The following is a 20,883-nucleotide window of genomic DNA, read 5'->3' as shown; positions in this document are numbered from 1 at the left end:
ATCTACTAGACTTCCCTTGTATTTATCATTTGTAGATATAAGGGGCACATGGATAAGCAATCTAATCAAGGGAAAGAAAATTATATTAAGTTTGCGCTCTACTTTTTGCATTTTCTACTGCTTATGGTCTCCCTAAAAGGATTTGCAGCTGTAGTACCCAGCACCATAGTACCTGGCCAAGTAGAGCGACAATCAAGAAACACTGTTCCTATACAAGCAGAGCGACCTACTAGACTTATTACACAAACAGCTCCGGCAGCCATATCCCCCGTAACGACTTCCATACCGCCGAGTATGCGTGCTCCATTTATCCTACGCTCGGTGCGTATTATAGGATCAACCGTTTATTCACAAGAAAGTTTAAACGCTTTTTATCAACCTTACCTTAATAAAAGGATAAGTTATTCAGAACTAGAAAAGGTTGCATCTGACATTACCTTAAAATATCTCAGAGATGGTTATATACTCTCACGCGCGTATATACCGATACAAAACCTAAAGTCAGGACATGTAACCATAAAAATTCTCGAAGCCTATGTTGCTAATGTAAGCATTCAAGGGAAAATTCATGGTTTAGAAAACTTTCTAAATACATACAGTGAAAAAATTAAACAGTCCCGTCCTTTACAACAAAAAACGTTACGGTATTACACTTTATTATTGAACCGCTTACCGGGTGTCAAAGCTACGCTACAAATCAATCCCATATCAGAAAGCTCAGGTGCACAAAACCTTATTTTTATTATCAATCAACGCCGATTTTCTCCTTACGCTATTCTCAATAATAATCAATCACGCTATTTGGGATCACAAAATTTATTTGTTAGCGCTAATATGTATTCCTTATTAAAAGGCAGTGACGCAACCACCTTAACCGCTGCCACGGCACCCTTTGAACCCAGGGTGCTACAGTATTATTATTTATATGAAATCATACCGATTGGTGTTTACGGCAATCATTTAGATATTGCAGTAGACTATACAAAAACAAAACCCAATGTACTCGGCCCCCCAATAGCGACCGAAGTAGTAGGAACGTTTGATAGTTTGTCCGGCAAAGTAGCTGAGATAACTGGCTATTATTATCACCCATTTATACTACAAACGGATGAAAAATTAGAAGGTCGCTTAGCACTGGGATACTATGATAGTAAAACAACCGGCTTTAATGATCCGTTTAACGGCCCTCAAGATGTTATTGTAAAAATTCCAACTATACGTGTCCAAACAAGCTACGAGCGCACTAGATCCAAATACCTTGATAGAATAGAGGCCGAAATAAGCCAAGGATTTCATTCCTTCGGCGCTACAATAGGACCTCCTGCATCAAATAATCCATCAATTGATTATACAAAACTTTATTACTACGCATCCCATATACAAGTTCTCCCTAAATCCTTCTCAATACTCATTGATTCAATGGGTCAATATGCTTTTGGCCCATTAATCCCCGTTGAAAAAATTCCCTATGGTGGTATCCCATTTGGACGCGCCTATGACCCTTCCGAAATCATTGGAGATAGTGGCATTATGGGAGGATTAGAAATACGCTACAATACATTCCCAGAATCTTTCAGTTCTGTACAGTATTTTACACGTTACGATATTGGTAAAGTATGGAACAAAAATGTTGCACCCGCTTTCGCTTTAAATAGCGTGTACAGTGATGCTTCATTATCTGCTGGGTTACGATTATTTTTAACAAAAGATTTCAATCTTGAACTCAGTCTCGCTAGACCTTTAACCAATCCTGTTCAAGCAGAAGTATTAAGTGGAAAAAATGGAAAAAGTTTACGCTTTTTCTTTAACTTCAGTTATACGCCGCTTTGATAAAGTAGCCCGCTTATATTCAACAAGCATAACTTGATTTCAATATAAGCAGGCCTATTTGCGCTTAAATTTTAAATATTAGTGCTTTAATACATTCCCTAACGTACTTTTTAAAGTATTAGGTAGTTTTGGTAATTGAATACCTGTTCCTGGTAACGTACTTGGACCACCTGGGACGCCAAAAGTCTGTCCGCGAGGTCCTGTAATAGCAATGAGTTGCCCTTGTTTCGTTAGAGCTCTCACACCTACTCCTGAATTAGGCAACGTTACGTTTAATCTTGCTAATTCCTGAGGTGTTAATACGCCCGCTTGTATACCTAAGGTTTGCAATGCGGTTGCATTTAATATAAGACCACCATCTCCTGTCAGGGTCACACCCGCTATATTGCCTCCTAGTAGACCACCGCCAAGTACTCCTCCAGGACCTGTAGCGCCTGCGGGTCCTGGAGTACCAGTTCCCGAACTGCCCGTCGCTCCAGTCGCTCCACCAGGACCACCACTTCCACCACCACAGGCAGTAAGTAATAAAATAGCCGCGGCTATCCCTGCAGAACGAAGACTACTATTTAAAAGCTTCATATTTCACTCCATGTAAATATCTATTTAATATCTAAATAAGGCTATTTATCCTAGAAGCTTAATTAGATAGAGTCAAATATAAAAAAATCTGCTAAATATTTAGCAATTTGCTTTAGTAATCTTTTTTTACTATATACGGCTCGTTACTTGAAAGTACCCTTTTTTAAAATAGTACGCGCGATATCTTCGATTATCTAAACCTCGCTTTAAAAAAGCACTTGGTTATTTCAGATCTACTATGAATTTCGGTACAATTAAGCTCATCTAAACCCAACAAGGAGAACAATCCTATGACCAAGCAAATTCCCGATAATCGGCTTAATGCTGACTCACTCGATAACTCGATGCAAGTGCTCGATAGACAACTCAATGAAAACCATTTGTTAAAGCATCCTATGTACCAGGCTTGGTCAGCAGGAAAACTTTCACTCAATGATTTACAAACTTATGCTTGCCAATATTATCACCATGTCGATGCTTTTCCGCGTTACCTCAGCGCAACGCATAGTAACTGTCATCTTCCTCATGCGCGTCAGGTATTATTAGAGAATTTAAATGACGAAGAAGGCGATACTACTACGAGGGAATCCCATCCTACTTTATGGCTACAATTTGCTAAAGGTTTAGGTTTATGTGAAGAAACCGTAAAAAACAGTGTGCCCACGCCAGAAACCAAGCAACTCATAGACGATTTTCTATCGCTTTCGCGTTCTTCTTATGCAGAAGGCTTAGGCGCTTTATACGCCTATGAACGTCAAATTCCACAGACAGCGGCAAGCAAAATTATGGGGCTTAAGCAATTTTATAATATCGATGACCCAGCCACATTAAAATTCTTCCTAGTACATTTAGAAGCCGATGTAGAACACTCTGAAGCCACTAAAACACTCATGCAAGAATTACTCTCCTTAGAAAAAATAAAGGCAGAGAAGGCAGCAAAAAAAATAGCTCAATCGGTATGGGATATGTTAAGTGGCATACAAGCACGAACGATTGGAAATGTTCATTGTGAAATACCTGCTGCTTAATAAAACGGCAATACTTAGCATTTATAGATAATTTTTCATGACCTCTGCGTCAATCTGCAAAGGTCATGTCTTTGGCAAGCAATCAACAAATTAAGAACGGATTATGGCGCTTCTGACACAGAGATACGCCTAATCTTGCCACCTAATTGTGACAGTTTTTCTTCTATACACTCATAACCGCGATCAATATGATAGATTCGATTGACTGTCGTTTCACCTTCTGCTGTCAATCCTGCAAGAACCAAACTCGCAGAGGCACGTAAATCCGTGGCCATCACCTCTGCACCGGTTAACTTCTCAACGCCCTTACAAATAGCGGTATTACCTTTTAATGTGATATCTGCGCTCATACGACGCATTTCTTGCGCATGCATAAAGCGGTTTTCAAAAACCGTTTCGGTAATGGTTCCAGTTCCTTCTGCCGTGATATTCATTGCCATAATTTGTGCTTGAACATCGGTAGGAAAGGCCGGGTAGGGTGCCGTAATAACATTAACTGCTTTTGCGCGTTTATTACGCATATCCAATTCAATCCAATGATCGCCAATGGTAATTTCTGCACCGGCTTCTCGTAATGTATGAATAACCGCTTCTAAATGTTTCGCTTCTATATCTTTTAAACGAATAAATCCTCGCGTACAAGCTGTTGCAATAAGGTAAGTAGCTGCTTCAATTCGATCAGGTAAAATTCGGTAATAACCACCTGTTAGCTGCTGAACACCTTCGATAGTGATGGTATCTGTTCCGGCATCGCTAATATTAGCGCCGATGCTATTTAAAAAATTAGCTAAATCAACTACTTCTGGTTCACGCGCCGCATTTTTTATAACGGTTTTTCCTTTTGCTAACGTTGCTGCCATCATTAAATTCTCTGTTCCCGTTACTGTAATCGTATCGAGCTGAATAATAGCACCTTGTAATCGTCCCTTTGCTTTAGCCTTGATATAACCATTCTCAACACTCATCTTCACGCCCATTGCCTGCAGTCCTTGGATATGCAGATTAACGGGCCGCGTTCCAATCGCACAACCACCTGGCAAAGAAACAATGGCTTCACCACAACGTGCTAACAATGCCCCTAATACAAGAATAGAAGCACGCATTTTTCGAACAAGTGCATAAGGTGCATAGGAATCGATCAGATCACGCGCATTCACTTCTAAGCTCATGCGCTCACCAATCATGAATTGAGCACCCATACCGCTCAGAAGTTCCACCATGGTCGTCACATCTTGCAAATGTGGAACATTAAATAAAGTAATAGGCTCTTTTGACAATAAACAAGCCGCTAAAATAGGTAAGGTTGCATTCTTAGCGCCAGAAATTCGCACCTCACCCTGCAACGGTGTCCCTCCCTTAATAATAAGTTTATCCACCATTTAACTCTCTATTTAAATTTTTATCGGTATGATGTTTTTTAGGCCAGCAAGCTGGATTATTGCTAACATTTGCTTAGGCAAATGCACAAAATGAATTGTTCGTGATTGACGACGAATATTCCGTGTCCAAGCAATCAATAAAGCAACGCCACTACTATCGCTTTGGGTTACTTCTGCTAAATCAAAAATAACCGATGATGCTTTATCTTTTAACACTTCCTGACTTTGTTGCCACAGCCGGGGTACCGTATCAAAACTTAATTCGCCCGAAAGACAATAAGCATTGTCACGCTTTTGAAACAAATTAGATGGGTTGTTCATTAGTTATTTTGCGCATTATGCTGTGCGAGCTTATTTATCAAGCCATCAATACCCGCTTGTTGTAGTTCTTGCGCAAACTGAGAACGAAAACTTTGCACTAAACTAATACCATCGACACTAAAGTCGTAAAGTTTCCATTGTTCGCCCACTCGCATCAATCGGTAACTGACATTGATAGCAGGCCCTGAGTCACGAATAATATTACTATTAACTTGCACACGTGTCTCTGCATTGAAGTCACCCCGTAACGGCAGAAAATTTACTTTTTCATCCGTATATTGTGCTAAAGCACTTGAATAAGTACGAATTAATAAGGTAGTAAATTGCTGAGTAAAAGCTTGTCTTTGCGCAGGGCTCGCTTGCATCCATGCATCTCTACCTAATGCTATTCTTGACATACTCGCTAAGTCTACATGTGGCAATAAAATTTGATTAACGATGCCATACACAAGCTGTGGTTTTGTTTTTAATGTGGCTTGGTTTTGTTGCAAAGTCGTAATCAATTGATTTGATGTGGTTTGCAGCAAATCAAGCGGCGAAGAAATAGCCCATACCGCTGTACAAGCTAATAAGCCAATCATAGATAAAATAAACTTTTTCACTGTTTTCCCCCTGAGTTCTTTAAACTGAATACGAGTTGCCCAATTAAGTCCTCTAGGATCAACGCGGGATGCGTATCTTGAATAACACTTCCATTCTTTAAAAAACTTTGATCAAACCCAGGCCTAAGGCTAATGTAATTAGCGCCTAATAATCCTTGAGTTTGGATACTCGCGGATGTATCCGCCGGCAATTGTTGTTGGTTCGCATCAAGTTGCATCGTTACTATTGCTTTAAACCGCGCACTATCTAGCTTTATGGCAGAAACTTGACCAATCCGAACACCCGCTAAGGTAACGGGAGAACGCACTTTAAGCCCGCCGATATTATCAAAATCTGCCGTAATGGTATAGCCATTACTTCCAATGGTATTACTTAAACCACTTACCTTAAGCGCTAAAATAAGTACGGCAATAATACTGCATAACATAAATAGGCCAACCCAAACCTCTATTATCCTATCGCGCACTTACCACCCTCCCATCATCACAGCCGTTAATATAAAATCTAAACTCAGCACCGCTAAAGAAGAATAAACAACCGTGCGAGTTGTAGCGCGCCCAATTCCCTGCGCTGTTGGTACCGTATCATAACCTTGAAAGACAGCAATCCACGTCACGACGATCCCAAAAACGATACTTTTTATTATCCCATTGATAATATCATCATAAAAATCAACTGAGGCTTGCATCGCTCCCCAAAAAGTACCGCCATCGACGCCTAGCCATACTACCCCTACTAAGTAGCCTCCCCAAATAGCAACCGTGCTAAAAATAATGGCTAATAAAGGCATTGAGATAAAACCTGCCCAAAAACGAGGGGCAATAACACGTCGCAGTGGATCAACACCCATCATTTCCATACTTGCCAACTGCTCGGTTGATTTCATTAAACCAATTTCCGCAGTCAACGCTGAACCTGCGCGTCCTGCAAACAATAGTGCCGTCACGACGGGACCTAATTCTCGAACAACACTCAAAGCCACAAGCTGACCTAATTGTTGACTTGCGCCAAATTTATCTAAGGTATTATAGCCCTGTAATCCAACGACCATACCAATAAATAATCCCGATAAAATAATAATGAGCAGCGAAAGTACACCGATAAAATACAGTTGCTCTATCAGCAAAGGAAAGCTTTTTCTAAAATGTGGTCTACGATAAAGCGCATGCCAAAAAAATAACCCCGAGCGCCCGAGATCCATCAGTAATCCTAAGCCAATTCGGCCCAATTCACTTAATTTGTTAGTTATCCACATAGTTTAATGAAACAAATCTTGAATATAATCGATGGCGGGATAATGAAATGGAACAACGCCATCGGGTAAGCCTTGCAAAAATTGCTCAAGCTCAGGGTTTTTATTCATGCTTAAATCTTCCGGCGTCCCTCGACCAATAATCTTGCCGCTTACAATCAAATAAATATAATCCGCAATACGCATTACCTCTTGTACATCATGCGAGACCAAAATCGTCGTCATGGATAATGCTCGGTTCAAATCACAAATCAGCTTAATAATAACGCCCAGTGCAATAGGGTCTAAACCGGTAAAAGGTTCATCATACATAATAAGTTCTGGATCAAGCGCAATCGCTCGGGCTAATGCAATACGACGTGCCATACCACCCGATAGCTGACTAGGCATGAGTTCAGCCGTTCCTCGCAACCCCACAGATTCTAATTTCATCAGCACAATATCACGAATCATAAAATCAGGTAGCTGTGTGTGTTCTCGCAGAGGGAAGGCAATATTTTCAAAAACATTTAAGTTCGTAAATAGGGCGCCGCTTTGGAATAAAATACCTATCTTGCGACGTAGCGCATAAAGCTGTGTTCGCGATAAATTATTAATGACTCTGTCATTAATCTGTACAGTCCCGGTCTTGGGTTTAAGCTGACCACCTATTAAGCGTAAAAGGGTTGTTTTACCACAACCACTTGGCCCCATAATCGCAGTAATTTCCCCACGCGGGATAGTCAGGTCGATATCGGAAAAGACGGTGCGGCCATTACGTTCAAAAGACAAACGTCGAACCTCGACTAAATTGTCCAATCAATCTTCCCCTTTTCTCACTTTCTCAATTAAATAATCAACCACTTGTAAAAAACGAGTCGGGTCTCCGCCTACAAGACTAGGATCAACTTTATACCGGTTACCTACTACCAATGTTGGCGCAGCAACAATTTTAGCGTCTTGCATCAAGGTATCACTACGTAATAACTGTGCGTCAATACCCGGCGAAAAGCTCGCCATACTTTCAAATTCTTGTTGTTTAACGCCTTCTTTAATAAAAAAGGCTTCTTGTAATTTAGGGTCAGACAAATCCTGCCTCTCAACATGAATAGCCTTAAATATAGCGGGCGTCAATCGTCTCTCTACGCCTAACATCTGGGCTATATAATAAGCGCGCGCTAAACTGCGCCAACTAGGCTGAAATATAATAGGTATACGTTCAAACTTCACATAAGCAGGTTTTTTAGCTAACCACTTCTCTAAGATCGGCTCAAAATGGTAACAAGCCGGGCAGGCATAATTAAAAAACTCTTTGACCTCTATAACTTCTTTAGGGCCTACTATAGGAGTAATTTGCGAACTAGAAATAACTTGATAGTCTCTCCCTGCTTGGAAATCAGTAGGGGGGATAGGTTTATAATTACTCACCTTTCCACAAGCTAGCAATAGGGTGGATAAAATCAGTAACGCCAGACTACGGACAGTCAATTTAAGCATACGGCCCTCTTTTATAAAGACGTCAGAGCAATAAAAATGACCAAGCATAACATAGCTTATAGAAAAACGTTAAGCGACTACACCTATACAGTAAAGAAGGAATGTACATGTACTAGATAGCCCCCACATTGAGAATATGCTCAGACAGAAAACGATACCTGACCTTATTGGTGACCCAAAAAAATACCTACGCGTTGTCATTATTAAGTTGCTAACGCTGACGGAGAATGACTAGGCTCCATTGCATAAAAAGTGTCAGCGCAAATTTATATTTAAGATCAACGCTATTAACGGTTATAAAAAAAATGAAGTTTCCCTTTTCAAACAAAAAATATAACTGTAATTTATGACTACGCAGTAAAAATATAAATTTTTATTTTAAACAATCGACTAAACTGATGGTTATAAATAATATTTATAAATTATATCGTTTTTTCTGCTGTGCCAAGCTTATCGGCTTTTAGCCATCAAATATTTTTAATCTTAAATTTTTATTATTTCCCTTTTAATTACTTATCCAAATTGATTTAATTTTAGTTTACCAACTCGATAAATTTTTCTTAACTCTTTGATTATTCTTCTCCTTTTGCGAAGTTTAGGACATTGAAATAATCTCTGATAGGTAATACTATAGTGCTGAGGATGTGTAAATTTTATAAATTACAAAATAAAAAATTAAATTAAAAACAATATAAAATCCTCTGGAGACATACGAAATTTTCTTCATAGAAGACGATAGGGATATTTAAATACAACACTAAGGGCTCTCTTATTTAATCATTTTTTATGGAGATAAATTATGTGGACTATCTCGAATCAAATACGCTATCAAATTATTGCGCAATATCGAGGAAGCAAACTGATGATTAATATCCTAGGTAAAGGACTCTATTTTATGAGCAGCGCGCGTCATATTTTTAATGATCCCTTGCTTTTAAATGGCTTTTCACAAGAAGAAGCCGCGCTTATCGGCTATATTGTCGGTACAGAAAACGATATAGATAGTTAGCAACGCCGTTCTTTTTCCTTACGTCATATTTAAAAAGTGGAATTTGATGCATTATAAAGCAAATGTAGCGCGTTTTTGAATTCAGCCTAAACTTTTAGCAAGGTAATCTATCTATTATGATGAAAAATCAAGAGGATTTAAAAAAGGCTTCAGCTGAAGCCGCATTAGACTATATTAAAACAGGACAAATTATTGGCTTAGGAAGTGGTTCCACTGTCAATCACTTTATAACCGCATTAGCCTCTGTAAAAGCAAAAATTGAAGGTGTTGTTGCTGCCTCTGTTAGTACAGAAAAATATTTAAAGCAGCACGGTATTCCTATTTTAAATCTTAATACCGCGGGTAAGCTAGCGCTTTACATCGATGGCGCTGACGAAGTCAATCTCCAATTACAACTAATAAAAGGGGGTGGCGGGGCTTTAACACGCGAAAAAATTATAGCGGCTGCGAGTAAACACTTTATTTGTATCGCTGACGAAAGCAAATACGTTGGATTATTAGGACAAGGCGCACTTCCCATCGAAGTTATTCCTATGGGGCGTAGTTATGTTGCAAGAGAAATTGTTAAACTAGGAGGCTTCCCTATTTATCGCGATAATTTCATTACCGATAATGGAAATATTATTTTAGATACTCAAAACTGGGACTTCACTGATCCTATCCGCCTAGAACGACTCCTTAATAATATTCCTGGTGTTGTTTGCAATGGACTATTTGCTCAACGTCCCGCCAATACATTATTACTAGCAACAAGCACCGGCATTAAAAAAACAGAAAGATAGGATAATAAACAGAAACTGCTATACTTTATTGATAAGTAAAGGGGTAAAAATGATTTGGATCATCGGTTTAAACAGTAGTGTAGGTCATATTTATTCTTATGAACCAAAGGAACATAAACTAACGCTTTTAGAAAGCCTAACAAATCCAAGTGGGCATCTAAAAAACAGTGATTTACTAACGGATAAGCCTGGCCACTATCAAACCATGCACTCTGCTAAAGGCGCCTATGAAGCACCCAGCGATCCCCACGAAGTAGAGCTAGATCGCTTCACCCGAAATTTAGCTGATTTATTAAAAAAAGGGCTTGATAGCCATCAATATAAACAACTCATTTTATGTGCCCCGCCGCATGTAGGTGGTGCCCTGCTAAACAACCTTGATAAACAAGTTGAACATACTTTGTTAGTCAATATTAAAAAAAATTTTGTTGAAGCAGATGCCTCGCAATTAATTGACTATTTAAAAGGAAATTGGTGGGATATTGTCCGTTCAAATAAATTATAAGTGGATCTCTCATAAATGTCAGGAATAGCTGCAGCGTCAACCCCTACCAATAACAACTTATACTCACAGCAATGGGATTTTCGGCAAGGCGCCGCGAGAATGAAGCAACCGGAGTGTATTCATGGTACATGAGGATTGTGAATCGAGCGGAAACACAGCTGAAAATTCAAGTGCGAAGAGTATAGTTATTGATAAAAGTCATGCTTCACCTAACGCCAATCAACGGATCTTTTCTTTAGTTTTACATTACACCGCGCTTGACCTTAAAACTTCGTTAAAAGCGTTAACTGACCCTAACACTCAGGTGAGCGCACATTATCTTATTCCTGAAAAGAGCATGAGTGGAAAAAGACAAATTTTCCAACTGGTTGATGAAAAAAAACGGGCTTGGCATGCGGGCGCTAGTACATGGCAGAAAAGACTAAACCTAAATGATTCGTCTATTGGAATAGAGATTGTTAATTTAGGCTATAGCGATAAAAATAAGAAACGACTCTGGTATCCTTTTATTGATTATCAGATTGAAAGCGTTATTGAATTAGCAAAAATTATTATTGCGCGCTATCAAATCCATCCTACCTGTGTCATTGGACATAGTGATATAGCACCGGGGCGAAAAGTTGATCCTGGCCCTCTATTTCCTTGGAAAACACTCTATGAAAATGGTATTGGGGCATGGTTTGAAGAAGAAGAGCTTGGATATAATCATTCGAATGAGATTGATATTTTAAGTTTACAAAAAAATTTACAGGCCTATGGCTACGCGATTGAAATAACAGGAACCCTCGACGCACAGACTCGTACTGTTTTACAAGCCTTTCAAATGCATTTCAGAGCTCGGGATTATTCGGGCAATCCGGATGCTGAAACCTTTGCAATCCTTGAAAATTTACTAAAAAAATATTTTTTAAACTAAGATAAAAAATGAAGATTGCTTCATTTTCACGGTGTCTTGCCGAAAATCCCACTACCGTGAGTATAGATTTATTTGTTTCTCCTGGAAAAAAAAACAATTCCGACTATATTCTCTAAACCTAGTGTCCACCCATAGGATTCAAAAATGTTTCATAGACCCTACAATAATCCACAGGTATTGAGAAGCAGACTGGCAGAGATGACACATAGCAATCAGGTATTAATTCAACAATTTAATCAGCTATGTCAACACATGCAGTGGGCACTTGAAGAAAACCGTACTTTACGTAGAGAAATAATAGAATTAACGCGAGATCTAAACAGTATGATTCATGATCATATTAGCTCTCAGCAAAGATACATGACATTACAGCAAGAATTAACAACTAAGACTTCGCGAATTGGACAACTAGAAGGCCATATGATAAGGCTACAGGAAAAAATAACGGTACTAGAAACTCAGCTCACTCAGTCTATTGCGCGCGGCCAAATAATAACCCCGAATCCTGGGGTTGCTACCCACAACATCCATGCACATTCATCCTCAACAAATGCACCAAATAATCCTTAAACTCAAGCAAATACACTTGCCGATTTAAATTATTATTTAGGACGTTTCCAACTCGATATAGTCCGTGTCTCTGCTCGACTAACCGTTAACTTTCCTGCAGGCACCGCTTTACTTAAGGTAGAACCAGCACCTATGGTTGCTTTTTCCCCTACGCGAATAGGTGCTACTAATGCTGTATTGGAACCAATAAACACGTCATCTTCAATGATTGTCTGGTGTTTTTTAACGCCGTCATAATTACAAGTAATAGTGCCGGCGCCTACATTAACGTTTTTTCCAATCTTTGCATCACCAATATAACTGAGGTGATTAATCTTAGTTTCTGATTGAATCTGGCTATTTTTAACTTCAACAAAATTGCCAATATGAACGTTATTCTTTAACTTAGTCCCTGGTCGAATGCGTGCAAAGGGGCCAATAATACAATTATCCTCAATAATCGCATCTTCAATCATACAATAGCCTTTAATTTCTACACCGGCACCCAGTTTGACATTTTTGAGTGTTGTATTTGGCCCTATATAACTATTTGCCCCAATGGTATTTTCGCCTTCTAAAATAACATTGATATCAATAACAACATCTTTTCCTATTGTTAATTTACCTCGTAAATCAAAACGATTCGGATCATGCAAAGTAAGTCCTTTTAACATGAGCTTTTCTGCTTGGCTTTGCTGATAATGACGCTCCAGTTTAGCGAGCTGTACCCGATCATTAATGCCTTGCGTTTCACCTTCAATATCGGATGAAACTGTTACCACGTTAATTTTTGAATTGACTGCCATTTCAATGATATCCGTTAAATAGTATTCACCTTGCGCATTCATTTTTTTAAGGTTAGGAAGCCATTGTTGTAATAATTTAACCGGGACATAAAAAATACCACTATTTACTTCCTGTATTTTTTTTTGTGCCGCTGTTGCCTCCTTTTCTTCAATTATTTGAGCAACTTTCCCTTTTGCATTACGTAAAATACGACCTAATCCAAATGGGTAGGGCGTTGTTAAGGTGATCAACCCAATTTCATCCGGTTTTGTATTAGCAATTAATTTTTTTAAAGTACTCAAATGAATGAGAGGGGTATCTCCCAATAAAATAAGCACCTGGCTCTTATCATTTTTAATCTGTGGTATCGCTTGTGCGACGGCATGACCCGTGCCTAAAATTTCTTTTTGTTTAACCCAATTAACCGCTAAATCAGCCAAATAATTAGGTACTTGGCCTCCACCATTCCCATATACGACATGAATAGCCTGTGGATTTAATTGACTAACCGTTTCTACAATGTACTGTAGCAATGGTTTCCCAGCAAGTTTATGCAAAACTTTAGGTAAATTAGAATGCATACGCTTGCCATGACCCGCAGCAAGAATAATGACATCAAGAAATTTTTTTTTCGGGTGTGATAGTTTGTTTGATTTCATGGTTGAAGCTTTTTGTCCCAACCCATCTGCTTAAAAACAGACCATATTGGCGCTAGGAAATAGACTCTATCCTGTAATTTAACGCTTTCCTGTCGCTTTCTGCTTTAACTTAGCAATCGCTTGCAATTGTGCAACCGCTTGGGCGAGCTCTACCGTTGCTTTTGCATAATCGATATCAGCTTGTTTATCGCTTAAGGCATGCTCGGCACGCTGTTTCGCTTCTAATGCCGCCATCTCATCTAAATCAGCTGCCCGAACTGCTGTATCCGCTAAAAGCGTAATAAGCTCTGGCTGAACTTCTAATATACCGCCCGAAATATAGAGAACTTCATCCTCTCCATCCGGCTTTACAAGCCGAACAGATCCCGGCTTTAATGCGGTGACAAGTTGTGTGTGTCCTGGATAAATGCCTAACTCTCCGAGCAACCCGCTAACAACTAGGTGCGCAACTTGACCCGAAAAAATCTCAGTTTCAGCACTAACTATGTCAACCTGCATGGTCTTCGTCATGATACTTAAAACCCTATAAGGCCTTTGCTTTTGTCGCTACTTCGTCAATACCACCAACCATATAAAATGCTTGTTCTGGTACATCGTCATATTCGCCATTTAATATCGCTTTAAAACCACGAATCGTCTCTTTAAGACTGACATATTTACCAGGTGAACCGGTAAATATTTCTGCAACAAAGAATGGTTGTGATAAAAACCGCTGTACTTTACGTGCGCGCATGACAGTAAGCTTATCTTGTTCTGATAATTCATCCATGCCTAAAATAGCAATGATGTCCTTTAATTCTTTATAACGCTGCAAGGTTTTTTGTACTGCACGCGCTACTGTATAATGCTCTTCACCAACAATCAACGGATCAAGCTGACGGCTATTAGAGTCGAGTGGATCAATAGCAGGATAAATCCCTAATTCAGCAATTTGCCGCGACAATACAACGGTAGCATCTAAATGTGCAAAGGTAGTTGCTGGCGAAGGATCCGTCAAATCGTCGGCAGGTACATATACCGCTTGGATAGAGGTGATAGAACCTGTTTTAGTTGAGGTAATACGTTCTTGCAAAGCACCCATTTCAGCAGCCAATGTTGGTTGATAACCTACCGCTGAGGGCATACGACCTAATAACGCAGATACTTCAACGCCAGCGAGCGTATAACGATAAATATTATCGATAAATAATAAAACATCACGGCCTTCATCACGAAAATTTTCTGCAACGGTTAAACCGGTCAGTGCTACACGCAAACGATTGCCTGGTGGTTCATTCATCTGTCCATAGACCAATGACACTTTATCTAAAACGTTAGATTCTTTCATTTCGTGGTAGAAATCATTTCCTTCCCGTGTACGCTCACCAACACCAGCAAATACGGAATAACCACTATGTTCAATAGCAATATTACGGATAAGTTCCATCATGTTGACAGTTTTACCTACACCCGCACCACCAAATAAACCTACTTTACCGCCCTTGGCAAAAGGACAAAGTAGATCAATCACTTTGATACCTGTCTCTAAGAGTTGCTCATTAGCAGCTTGCTCTGCAAAACTAGGCGCTTTACGATGAATCGGTAAACGTAATTCTTCATTAATTGGGCCGGCCTCATCAATAGGCTGACCTAAAACATCTATAATACGTCCCAAGGTTTGTTTACCTACAGGCACACTAATAGGTGCTCCACTATTGCTTACCTTTAAACCCCGCTTTAAACCATCACTGGTACCCATTGCAATAGTACGAACAACACCGTCACCTAATTGCTGTTGAACTTCGAGTATTAAACCCTCGTCATCCACCATCAATGCATCATAAATGTTAGGCACGTGTCCGCGTGAAAATTGGACGTCAACGACGGCGCCAATAATTTCAACAATGTTTCCGGTAGATTCTGATTGCTTCATAACTCTTCTCTTCGTTTATTCATGGAACATATTCTTTACACTTGAATGTTTATCTACGAGTGTCATCTAAACTGCTGCGCTTCCTGCGACTATCTCCGCTAATTCTTTTGTAATAGAGGCTTGACGGGCCTTATTATAGGCTAGCTGCAGATCATTTATCAGTTCACCTGCATTGTCAGTAGCACTTTTCATGGCTACCATTCTTGCTGCTTGCTCACACGCTACATTCTCTACAACACTTTGATAAACTTGTGATTCAATATAACGCGTTAATATCAATTCCAGTAAAGGCTTTGCATCAGGCTCGTAAAGATAATCCCAATGATAATTTAATTTTGATTTTTCAGGTGGTACAATGGGCAACAATGATAAAGCTTTGGGCTTTTGTGTCATGGTATTAATAAATTCATTATAAATAATCGTTAAACTATCAAGTTCACCTTGTTTATACGCATCTAACAAAACCTTAATAACCCCAATTAAATCCTGTAACTGTGGCGCATCGCCTAAATGATCAGCATGCGCAACAATATTTCCACCGACCCGTTTAAAAAAAGCTTCCCCTTTTCCACCAATAACAGCAAGATCAATAGCAATATCTTTCTCTTTACATGCTTGGAATTGCTGCAATGCCATTTTTAATAAATTAGAATTTAAGCCGCCGCAAAGTCCTTTATCCGTTGTAATAATGATAAACCCAGCACGCTTAATTTCTCGTACCTGTAAATAAGGATGCTGATATTCAGCATGGCTGCTGGCAATATGGCTAATAACATCCAACATTTTATGCGCATAAGGGCGAGAAAGCGTCATACGCTCTTGTGCCTTACGCATTTTACTCGCCGCAACCATTTCCATAGCACACGTAATTTTTTGTGTACCTTTTATACTGGAAATCTTACCGCGAATTTCTTGTGCAAAACTCATCCGTTATTACCACGTTTGTGTTGTTTTAAAGGAAGTAATTGCTTGCCCCAATGCATCAATAATACTCTGGTTATAATCACCCTTCTTATTGATCTCCGCTAAACAATCCGCTTTCTCTGCTCGCATATAAGCCAATAATCCTTCAGAGAAAGAAACAATCTTGGTTAACTCAACGTCATCTAAATAACCTTGGTCGGCTGCAAATAAAATCACGGCCATTTCACCCACACTAAAAGGCGAATATTGTTTTTGTTTTAATACTTCTGTTACACGTTGGCCACGTTCAAGCTGCTTACGTGTTGCCTCATCTAAATCTGACATAAATTGTGAAAAAGCCGCTAATTCACGATATTGAGCTAAGCTCAATCGAACACCGCCGCCTAATTTTTTAATAATTTTAGTCTGTGCTGCAGAACCTACCCGTGAAACAGATAAACCGGCATTAATCGCAGGACGAATACCTGAATTAAATAAATCGGTTTCTAAAAAGATTTGACCATCGGTAATAGAAATAACGTTAGTAGGAACGAAAGCAGACACGTCGCCCGCTTGTGTTTCAATAATAGGCAGTGCAGTCAATGAACCTGTTTGGCCTTTAACACGCCCATTCGTTGCTTTCTCAACAAACTCCGCATTTACGCGCGAAGCACGCTCCAATAAACGAGAATGTAAATAAAAAATATCACCGGGATACGCTTCACGGCCTGGCGGTCTACGCAATAATAAGGAGATCTGTCTATATGCCCAAGCTTGTTTGGTCAAATCATCATAAATAATAAGTGCATCTTGACCTTGATCACGGAAATATTCCCCCATCGCGCAACCGGCATAAGGGGCAATAAACTGCATAGCAGCGGAATCAGCCGCACTGGCTGAAACAATAATGGTATGTTTTAACGCGTCATGCTCTTCTAGCTTTCTAACAACAGTTGCAATCGAAGAAGCTTTTTGACCTATGGCCACATAGATACATTTTACGCCTGTACCTTTTTGATTGATGATGGCATCAATAGCCAATGCCGTTTTACCCGTCTGCCTATCACCAATAATCAATTCACGCTGACCACGCCCAACGGGTACCATACTATCGATAGCAAGAATACCTGTCTGTAATGGTTGAGAGACGCTTTGACGCCAAATAACCCCTGGCGCTATCTGTTCTATAGGCGCACTCATTTCGCTTTGGATAGGGCCACGACCATCAATGGCTTGTCCTAAGGCATTCACGACACGACCTAATAACGCTTCGCCAACAGGAACTTCTAAAATACGTCCTGTACATTTGACTGTTTGGCCTTCACTCAGGGCTTCATAATCACCTAGTACAACAGCACCCACGGAGTCTCGCTCTAAATTTAAAGCTAAACCATAACATTGGCCGGGAAACTCTATCATTTCACCCAGCATTACATCGTTTAAACCATAAATACGTACAATCCCGTCAGAAACACTGACAATACTTCCTTCTGTACGCGTTTCGGCAGAGACATCAAATTTCTGTATACGCGCTTTAATTAATTCGCTAATTTCTGATGTAGTTAGTTGCTGCATACTTTGCCTCTATATTTAATTCACTAATGTCGCACGTAAACGTTCTAGCTTACCGCGTACAGAACTATCGATGACTAAATCGCCCACTCGGACAACAAGTCCGCCTAATAAACTGTCATCAACCGCGTAATCTAATTTAACTTCTCGTTGTAACCGTTTTTCTAAAACACTTGTTAATGCTAAGCCTTCTGTCTGCGTTAAAGGAATAGCAGAAACCGCTTGTACCGTAATTTGATTAGCCCGCTCAGCCATATAATGCTCGAACAACTGTTTAATCTCTGGCAGAACCAATAAACGTTGATGAAGCGCAATCAGTTTTAAAAAATTCTCTCCACTGCTAAACATCTGGCGTTTACACGCCGCCAGCAAGCACTCATAAGCAGCCATCTTGTCAAAGCGAGGATCTTTTAATAAAACTTGCATTGCTTTATCGTTTACAATCAACGTGGCTTGATTAAGCAATGCAGACCAACTTTCTAAGTTTTCCTCTTCCACCGCCGCATTGAATGCAGCTTTGGCATAAGGCCTTGCAATAGATGTCCAGCTCATATCTGCCATTAAATCTCTTCCAAGGATTGTTTAACTAAAGCCTGTTGAACTTCCCGCTTATCCAGTGCTTGTTTTAAAATTTTCTCAGCCATTGTCGTAGCCAAACTAGCCGCTTCCGCACGTAATTTTTCTTGAGCTGTTTGCCACTCTTGCTGAATATCTGCTTGCGCTATTGATAATAGACGCTCATTCTCTTTGCGTATCTGTTGTTTTGATTCTTCAGCCATTTGATTAGCACGCTTACTCGCTTGCTCGATAATTTCAGCCGCCTGTTGTTTAGCCTGCTGCACCTGTTCATCGACTTTCTGCTGCGCTAATTCTAAGGCATGCTGACCTCGTTCCGCCGCTGCTAAACCCTCAGCAATATGTTGCTCCCGCTCTTTCATCGCCTTCAAGAGAGGTGGCCACACAAACCTCATGGTAAACCAGACAAAAACAGCGAATGTAATTAACTGGCCGACTAATGTAATATTAATTTCCACAACAACAGTCTCTCAAATTATTCTCGTTTAACCGGCTACTGGCTTTGCTACCAGTTTCATTACTTCGGCCAAAAACGGATTTTTAGCAAAAATTAAGTAAAGCCCCATTACGATAGAAATCGCTGCAAATGCATCGACTAACCCTGCCATTAAAAACATTCGTAACATCAACATGGGTGTTAATTCAGGCTGCCTAGCAACACCTTCTAAAAACTTCCCGCCTAAAATACCAAAGCCAATCGCAGTCCCTAATGCCGCTAATCCTACTAACAAAGCTGCCGCGATAGCGGTTAGCCCTTGTACATTAGCAACAACTTGTGCAACTTCCACCATTTTTTATACCCTCTCTTATATTAATAAACAATTAATGTGCTTCTTCGGCATGAGACTCATGCGCCATACTTAAATAAACGATCGTCAACATCATAAAGATAAATGCCTGGATAACAATGATCAAAATATGAAAAATTGACCATACACCACCAAACGTCCACTGTATCCACCAAGGCAGCAAAGCGACTAAAATAAAAATTAATTCGCCGGCGAATAAATTTCCAAATAACCGTAATGATAAAGAAATAGGGCGTACAAATTCTTCTAATAACCGAAAAATAATATTGATAGGAAACAGATATGGACCAAATGGCGTGATGAGCATTTCCTTACCGAGTCCCTTAAAGCCCTTAATTTTTAGGTTATAGTAAATGATTAAACAAAAGACTGCAATTGACATACCAAACGTTGCATTCGGATCAGCGGTAGGTACCGATCGGAAATGCGTGACGCCAAACAATGACAATACTGTCGGTAAAAAATCAACAGGAATTAAATCCATAAAGTTCATTAAAAACACCCAAACAAAAATCGTTAATGCCAGTGGTGCAATTAATTGACTCGTTCCTTGAAAAGATTCCTTTACCGTTTTATCAACAAACTCAATGAGTATCTCAACGAAGTTTTGTATTTTTCCAGGAATACCCGTTTTAGCCGACACGGCAACCCAACGAAATAAAAATAGAAACCCTATTCCCAATACTAAGGATAAAAAGAAGGTATCTAGATTTAAATTCCAAAAACCTTGTCCATGAAAACTTAAAGCCTTCAGGTTAAAAGTCAAATGCTCAAGGTGATGTTGAACGTAATCGGCAGAGGACTGAGTACTCATAGACCTTCCTTGTTTTTCATCATTAAGCGTACCCAAAAAACCAGCTGGGAAACGAAATAGCCTGTGACCAGCGCAGGTATGTTAACTGATAGTAACTTTATTATCATTACAAAAAAAAACCCACTTAACAACAATTTTATTATCTCAGCTTTATAAAATATCCTTAACAAGGATGCTGAAGAAACTTTAGCTACATTACGAAATAACTTGTTAGCAAAATAACAACTCGGTAATGCCCAAAGCAAAACCCTAATAAAAGAGGCTACAAACGACAGCTGTGTTAAATGCACGCCGTAATAAAAAAAGCGATGCTAAGGTTAGTAGGCCAGCTACCCCTATCCGCACGATTAAGCTAAGAGGGCATTGAATTTTACTAATGGCCATTCATCCCCCCATCAAATTGCCGCACAGTATAATAAGCACATTCTTTTTATGCAATGAAAAAGAAGGATATAACTGACAAAAGAGAATTTGAGCTATTAGTGTTATAAACGGCTGGCCGACAGGAGGAAGAATAAAAGGGATAAAGTTTATGTTAGAAGGAAAAAAATAGGGGGTAACAAGCATATTTTATACCCCCTACATAAGCTGCCACCTGACACGGTACGCTTACCGGGTGCTCA

Annotated in this window: 25 protein-coding genes; 7 read left to right on the top strand and 18 right to left on the bottom strand. The window is 39.6% G+C overall.

From position 1 onward, the window contains the following. Nucleotides 1–48 precede the first annotated feature (48 nt). Entirely contained in the window at nt 49–1,830 is a 1,782-nt protein-coding gene (locus KX723_RS00805) for a ShlB/FhaC/HecB family hemolysin secretion/activation protein (protein WP_218814240.1), read from the top strand. Between the two features lie 78 nt (nt 1,831–1,908). On the opposite strand, the gene KX723_RS00800 is transcribed toward KX723_RS00805, so the two are convergent. Next, the gene (locus KX723_RS00800; protein WP_218814239.1) at nt 1,909–2,409 is read right to left on the bottom strand and encodes a hypothetical protein; all 501 of its coding nucleotides are present in this window, start codon (nt 2,407–2,409) and stop codon (nt 1,909–1,911) included. A 290-nt stretch (nt 2,410–2,699) separates the two neighbouring features. On the opposite strand from KX723_RS00800, the gene KX723_RS00795 reads away from it, so the two are divergent. Next, on the top strand, nt 2,700–3,437 hold the full coding sequence (locus tag KX723_RS00795; protein ID WP_218814238.1) for a CADD family putative folate metabolism protein: 738 nt from the start codon (nt 2,700–2,702) through the stop codon (nt 3,435–3,437). Between the two features lie 101 nt (nt 3,438–3,538). On the opposite strand, the gene murA is transcribed toward KX723_RS00795, so the two are convergent. Genes murA through KX723_RS00760 form a run of 7 tightly spaced genes read right to left on the bottom strand, consistent with a single transcriptional unit; the run spans nt 3,539 to nt 8,468 of the window. Further along, nucleotides 3,539–4,813 (bottom strand): UDP-N-acetylglucosamine 1-carboxyvinyltransferase, encoded by a 1,275-nt coding sequence (murA, locus tag KX723_RS00790; protein WP_218814920.1) that lies wholly within the window; start codon nt 4,811–4,813, stop codon nt 3,539–3,541. A 15-nt stretch (nt 4,814–4,828) separates the two neighbouring features. Continuing rightward, nucleotides 4,829–5,137 carry an STAS domain-containing protein gene (locus KX723_RS00785; RefSeq protein WP_218814237.1) on the bottom strand — a complete coding sequence of 103 codons (309 nt, stop codon included), beginning with the start codon at nt 5,135–5,137 and terminating at the stop codon, nt 4,829–4,831. Then, nucleotides 5,137–5,739, bottom strand: coding sequence for an MlaC/ttg2D family ABC transporter substrate-binding protein (locus tag KX723_RS00780; protein ID WP_246562473.1), 603 nt, complete (start codon nt 5,737–5,739; stop codon nt 5,137–5,139). The genes KX723_RS00785 and KX723_RS00780 overlap by 1 nt, the downstream gene beginning before the upstream one ends. Then, nucleotides 5,736–6,206, bottom strand: coding sequence for an outer membrane lipid asymmetry maintenance protein MlaD (gene mlaD, locus KX723_RS00775; protein WP_218814236.1), 471 nt, complete (start codon nt 6,204–6,206; stop codon nt 5,736–5,738). The genes KX723_RS00780 and mlaD overlap by 4 nt, the downstream gene beginning before the upstream one ends. Further along, nucleotides 6,207–6,989: a lipid asymmetry maintenance ABC transporter permease subunit MlaE gene (gene mlaE / locus KX723_RS00770; protein ID WP_218814918.1), complete on the bottom strand. Its 783-nt coding sequence runs from the start codon at nt 6,987–6,989 to the stop codon at nt 6,207–6,209. Nucleotides 6,990–6,998: 9 nt separating this feature from the next. After that, nucleotides 6,999–7,790 (bottom strand): ATP-binding cassette domain-containing protein, encoded by a 792-nt coding sequence (locus tag KX723_RS00765; protein WP_218814235.1) that lies wholly within the window; start codon nt 7,788–7,790, stop codon nt 6,999–7,001. After that, on the bottom strand, nt 7,791–8,468 hold the full coding sequence (locus KX723_RS00760; RefSeq protein ID WP_218814234.1) for a thiol:disulfide interchange protein DsbA/DsbL: 678 nt from the start codon (nt 8,466–8,468) through the stop codon (nt 7,791–7,793). A gap of 799 nt (nt 8,469–9,267) precedes the next feature. Between KX723_RS00760 and KX723_RS00755 the strand changes: the two genes are divergently transcribed. The 5 genes from KX723_RS00755 (at nt 9,268) to KX723_RS00735 (ending at nt 12,250) form a co-directional block, all read left to right on the top strand. After that, nucleotides 9,268–9,477, top strand: coding sequence for a hypothetical protein (locus KX723_RS00755; protein ID WP_218814233.1), 210 nt, complete (start codon nt 9,268–9,270; stop codon nt 9,475–9,477). Between the two features lie 119 nt (nt 9,478–9,596). Next, nucleotides 9,597–10,259 carry a ribose-5-phosphate isomerase RpiA gene (gene rpiA / locus KX723_RS00750; protein WP_425516605.1) on the top strand — a complete coding sequence of 221 codons (663 nt, stop codon included), beginning with the start codon at nt 9,597–9,599 and terminating at the stop codon, nt 10,257–10,259. Between the two features lie 49 nt (nt 10,260–10,308). After that, nucleotides 10,309–10,764: a host attachment protein gene (locus KX723_RS00745; RefSeq protein ID WP_218814231.1), complete on the top strand. Its 456-nt coding sequence runs from the start codon at nt 10,309–10,311 to the stop codon at nt 10,762–10,764. A gap of 121 nt (nt 10,765–10,885) precedes the next feature. Beyond that, nucleotides 10,886–11,680, top strand: coding sequence for an N-acetylmuramoyl-L-alanine amidase (locus KX723_RS00740; protein ID WP_218814230.1), 795 nt, complete (start codon nt 10,886–10,888; stop codon nt 11,678–11,680). Between the two features lie 144 nt (nt 11,681–11,824). Continuing rightward, complete coding sequence (locus tag KX723_RS00735; RefSeq protein ID WP_218814229.1) at nt 11,825–12,250, top strand: hypothetical protein; 426 nt, start codon at nt 11,825–11,827, stop codon at nt 12,248–12,250. A 32-nt stretch (nt 12,251–12,282) separates the two neighbouring features. On the opposite strand, the gene glmU is transcribed toward KX723_RS00735, so the two are convergent. From glmU to KX723_RS09810, 10 genes are all read right to left on the bottom strand, one after another. Next, entirely contained in the window at nt 12,283–13,674 is a 1,392-nt protein-coding gene (glmU, locus tag KX723_RS00730) for a bifunctional UDP-N-acetylglucosamine diphosphorylase/glucosamine-1-phosphate N-acetyltransferase GlmU (RefSeq protein ID WP_218814917.1), read from the bottom strand. Nucleotides 13,675–13,752: 78 nt separating this feature from the next. Continuing rightward, nucleotides 13,753–14,184, bottom strand: coding sequence for a F0F1 ATP synthase subunit epsilon (locus KX723_RS00725; protein ID WP_218814228.1), 432 nt, complete (start codon nt 14,182–14,184; stop codon nt 13,753–13,755). A gap of 13 nt (nt 14,185–14,197) precedes the next feature. Continuing rightward, complete coding sequence (gene atpD, locus KX723_RS00720) at nt 14,198–15,586, bottom strand: F0F1 ATP synthase subunit beta (protein WP_218814227.1); 1,389 nt, start codon at nt 15,584–15,586, stop codon at nt 14,198–14,200. Nucleotides 15,587–15,652: 66 nt separating this feature from the next. Beyond that, nucleotides 15,653–16,513, bottom strand: coding sequence for a F0F1 ATP synthase subunit gamma (gene atpG, locus KX723_RS00715; RefSeq protein WP_218814226.1), 861 nt, complete (start codon nt 16,511–16,513; stop codon nt 15,653–15,655). A gap of 6 nt (nt 16,514–16,519) precedes the next feature. Continuing rightward, nucleotides 16,520–18,064, bottom strand: coding sequence for a F0F1 ATP synthase subunit alpha (gene atpA, locus KX723_RS00710; protein WP_218814225.1), 1,545 nt, complete (start codon nt 18,062–18,064; stop codon nt 16,520–16,522). 15 nt (nt 18,065–18,079) lie between these two features. Beyond that, entirely contained in the window at nt 18,080–18,622 is a 543-nt protein-coding gene (locus tag KX723_RS00705; RefSeq protein WP_218814224.1) for a F0F1 ATP synthase subunit delta, read from the bottom strand. Further along, nucleotides 18,622–19,095 carry a F0F1 ATP synthase subunit B gene (locus KX723_RS00700; RefSeq protein WP_218814223.1) on the bottom strand — a complete coding sequence of 158 codons (474 nt, stop codon included), beginning with the start codon at nt 19,093–19,095 and terminating at the stop codon, nt 18,622–18,624. The genes KX723_RS00705 and KX723_RS00700 overlap by 1 nt, the downstream gene beginning before the upstream one ends. A gap of 27 nt (nt 19,096–19,122) precedes the next feature. Next, nucleotides 19,123–19,425 (bottom strand): F0F1 ATP synthase subunit C, encoded by a 303-nt coding sequence (atpE, locus tag KX723_RS00695; RefSeq protein WP_126323455.1) that lies wholly within the window; start codon nt 19,423–19,425, stop codon nt 19,123–19,125. Nucleotides 19,426–19,459: 34 nt separating this feature from the next. Then, nucleotides 19,460–20,260, bottom strand: a complete 801-nt coding sequence (gene atpB / locus KX723_RS00690; RefSeq protein ID WP_218814222.1) for a F0F1 ATP synthase subunit A — start codon at nt 20,258–20,260, stop codon at nt 19,460–19,462. Next, nucleotides 20,257–20,550, bottom strand: coding sequence for an ATP synthase subunit I (locus KX723_RS09810; RefSeq protein ID WP_218814221.1), 294 nt, complete (start codon nt 20,548–20,550; stop codon nt 20,257–20,259). The genes atpB and KX723_RS09810 overlap by 4 nt, the downstream gene beginning before the upstream one ends. Between the last annotated feature and the right edge of the window lie 333 nt (nt 20,551–20,883).

It is taken from the genome of Rickettsiella endosymbiont of Dermanyssus gallinae (genome assembly GCF_019285595.1).
Lineage (GTDB): Bacteria > Pseudomonadota > Gammaproteobacteria > Diplorickettsiales > Diplorickettsiaceae > Rickettsiella_B.
This window is presented reverse-complemented; position numbering and strand designations above follow the sequence as displayed.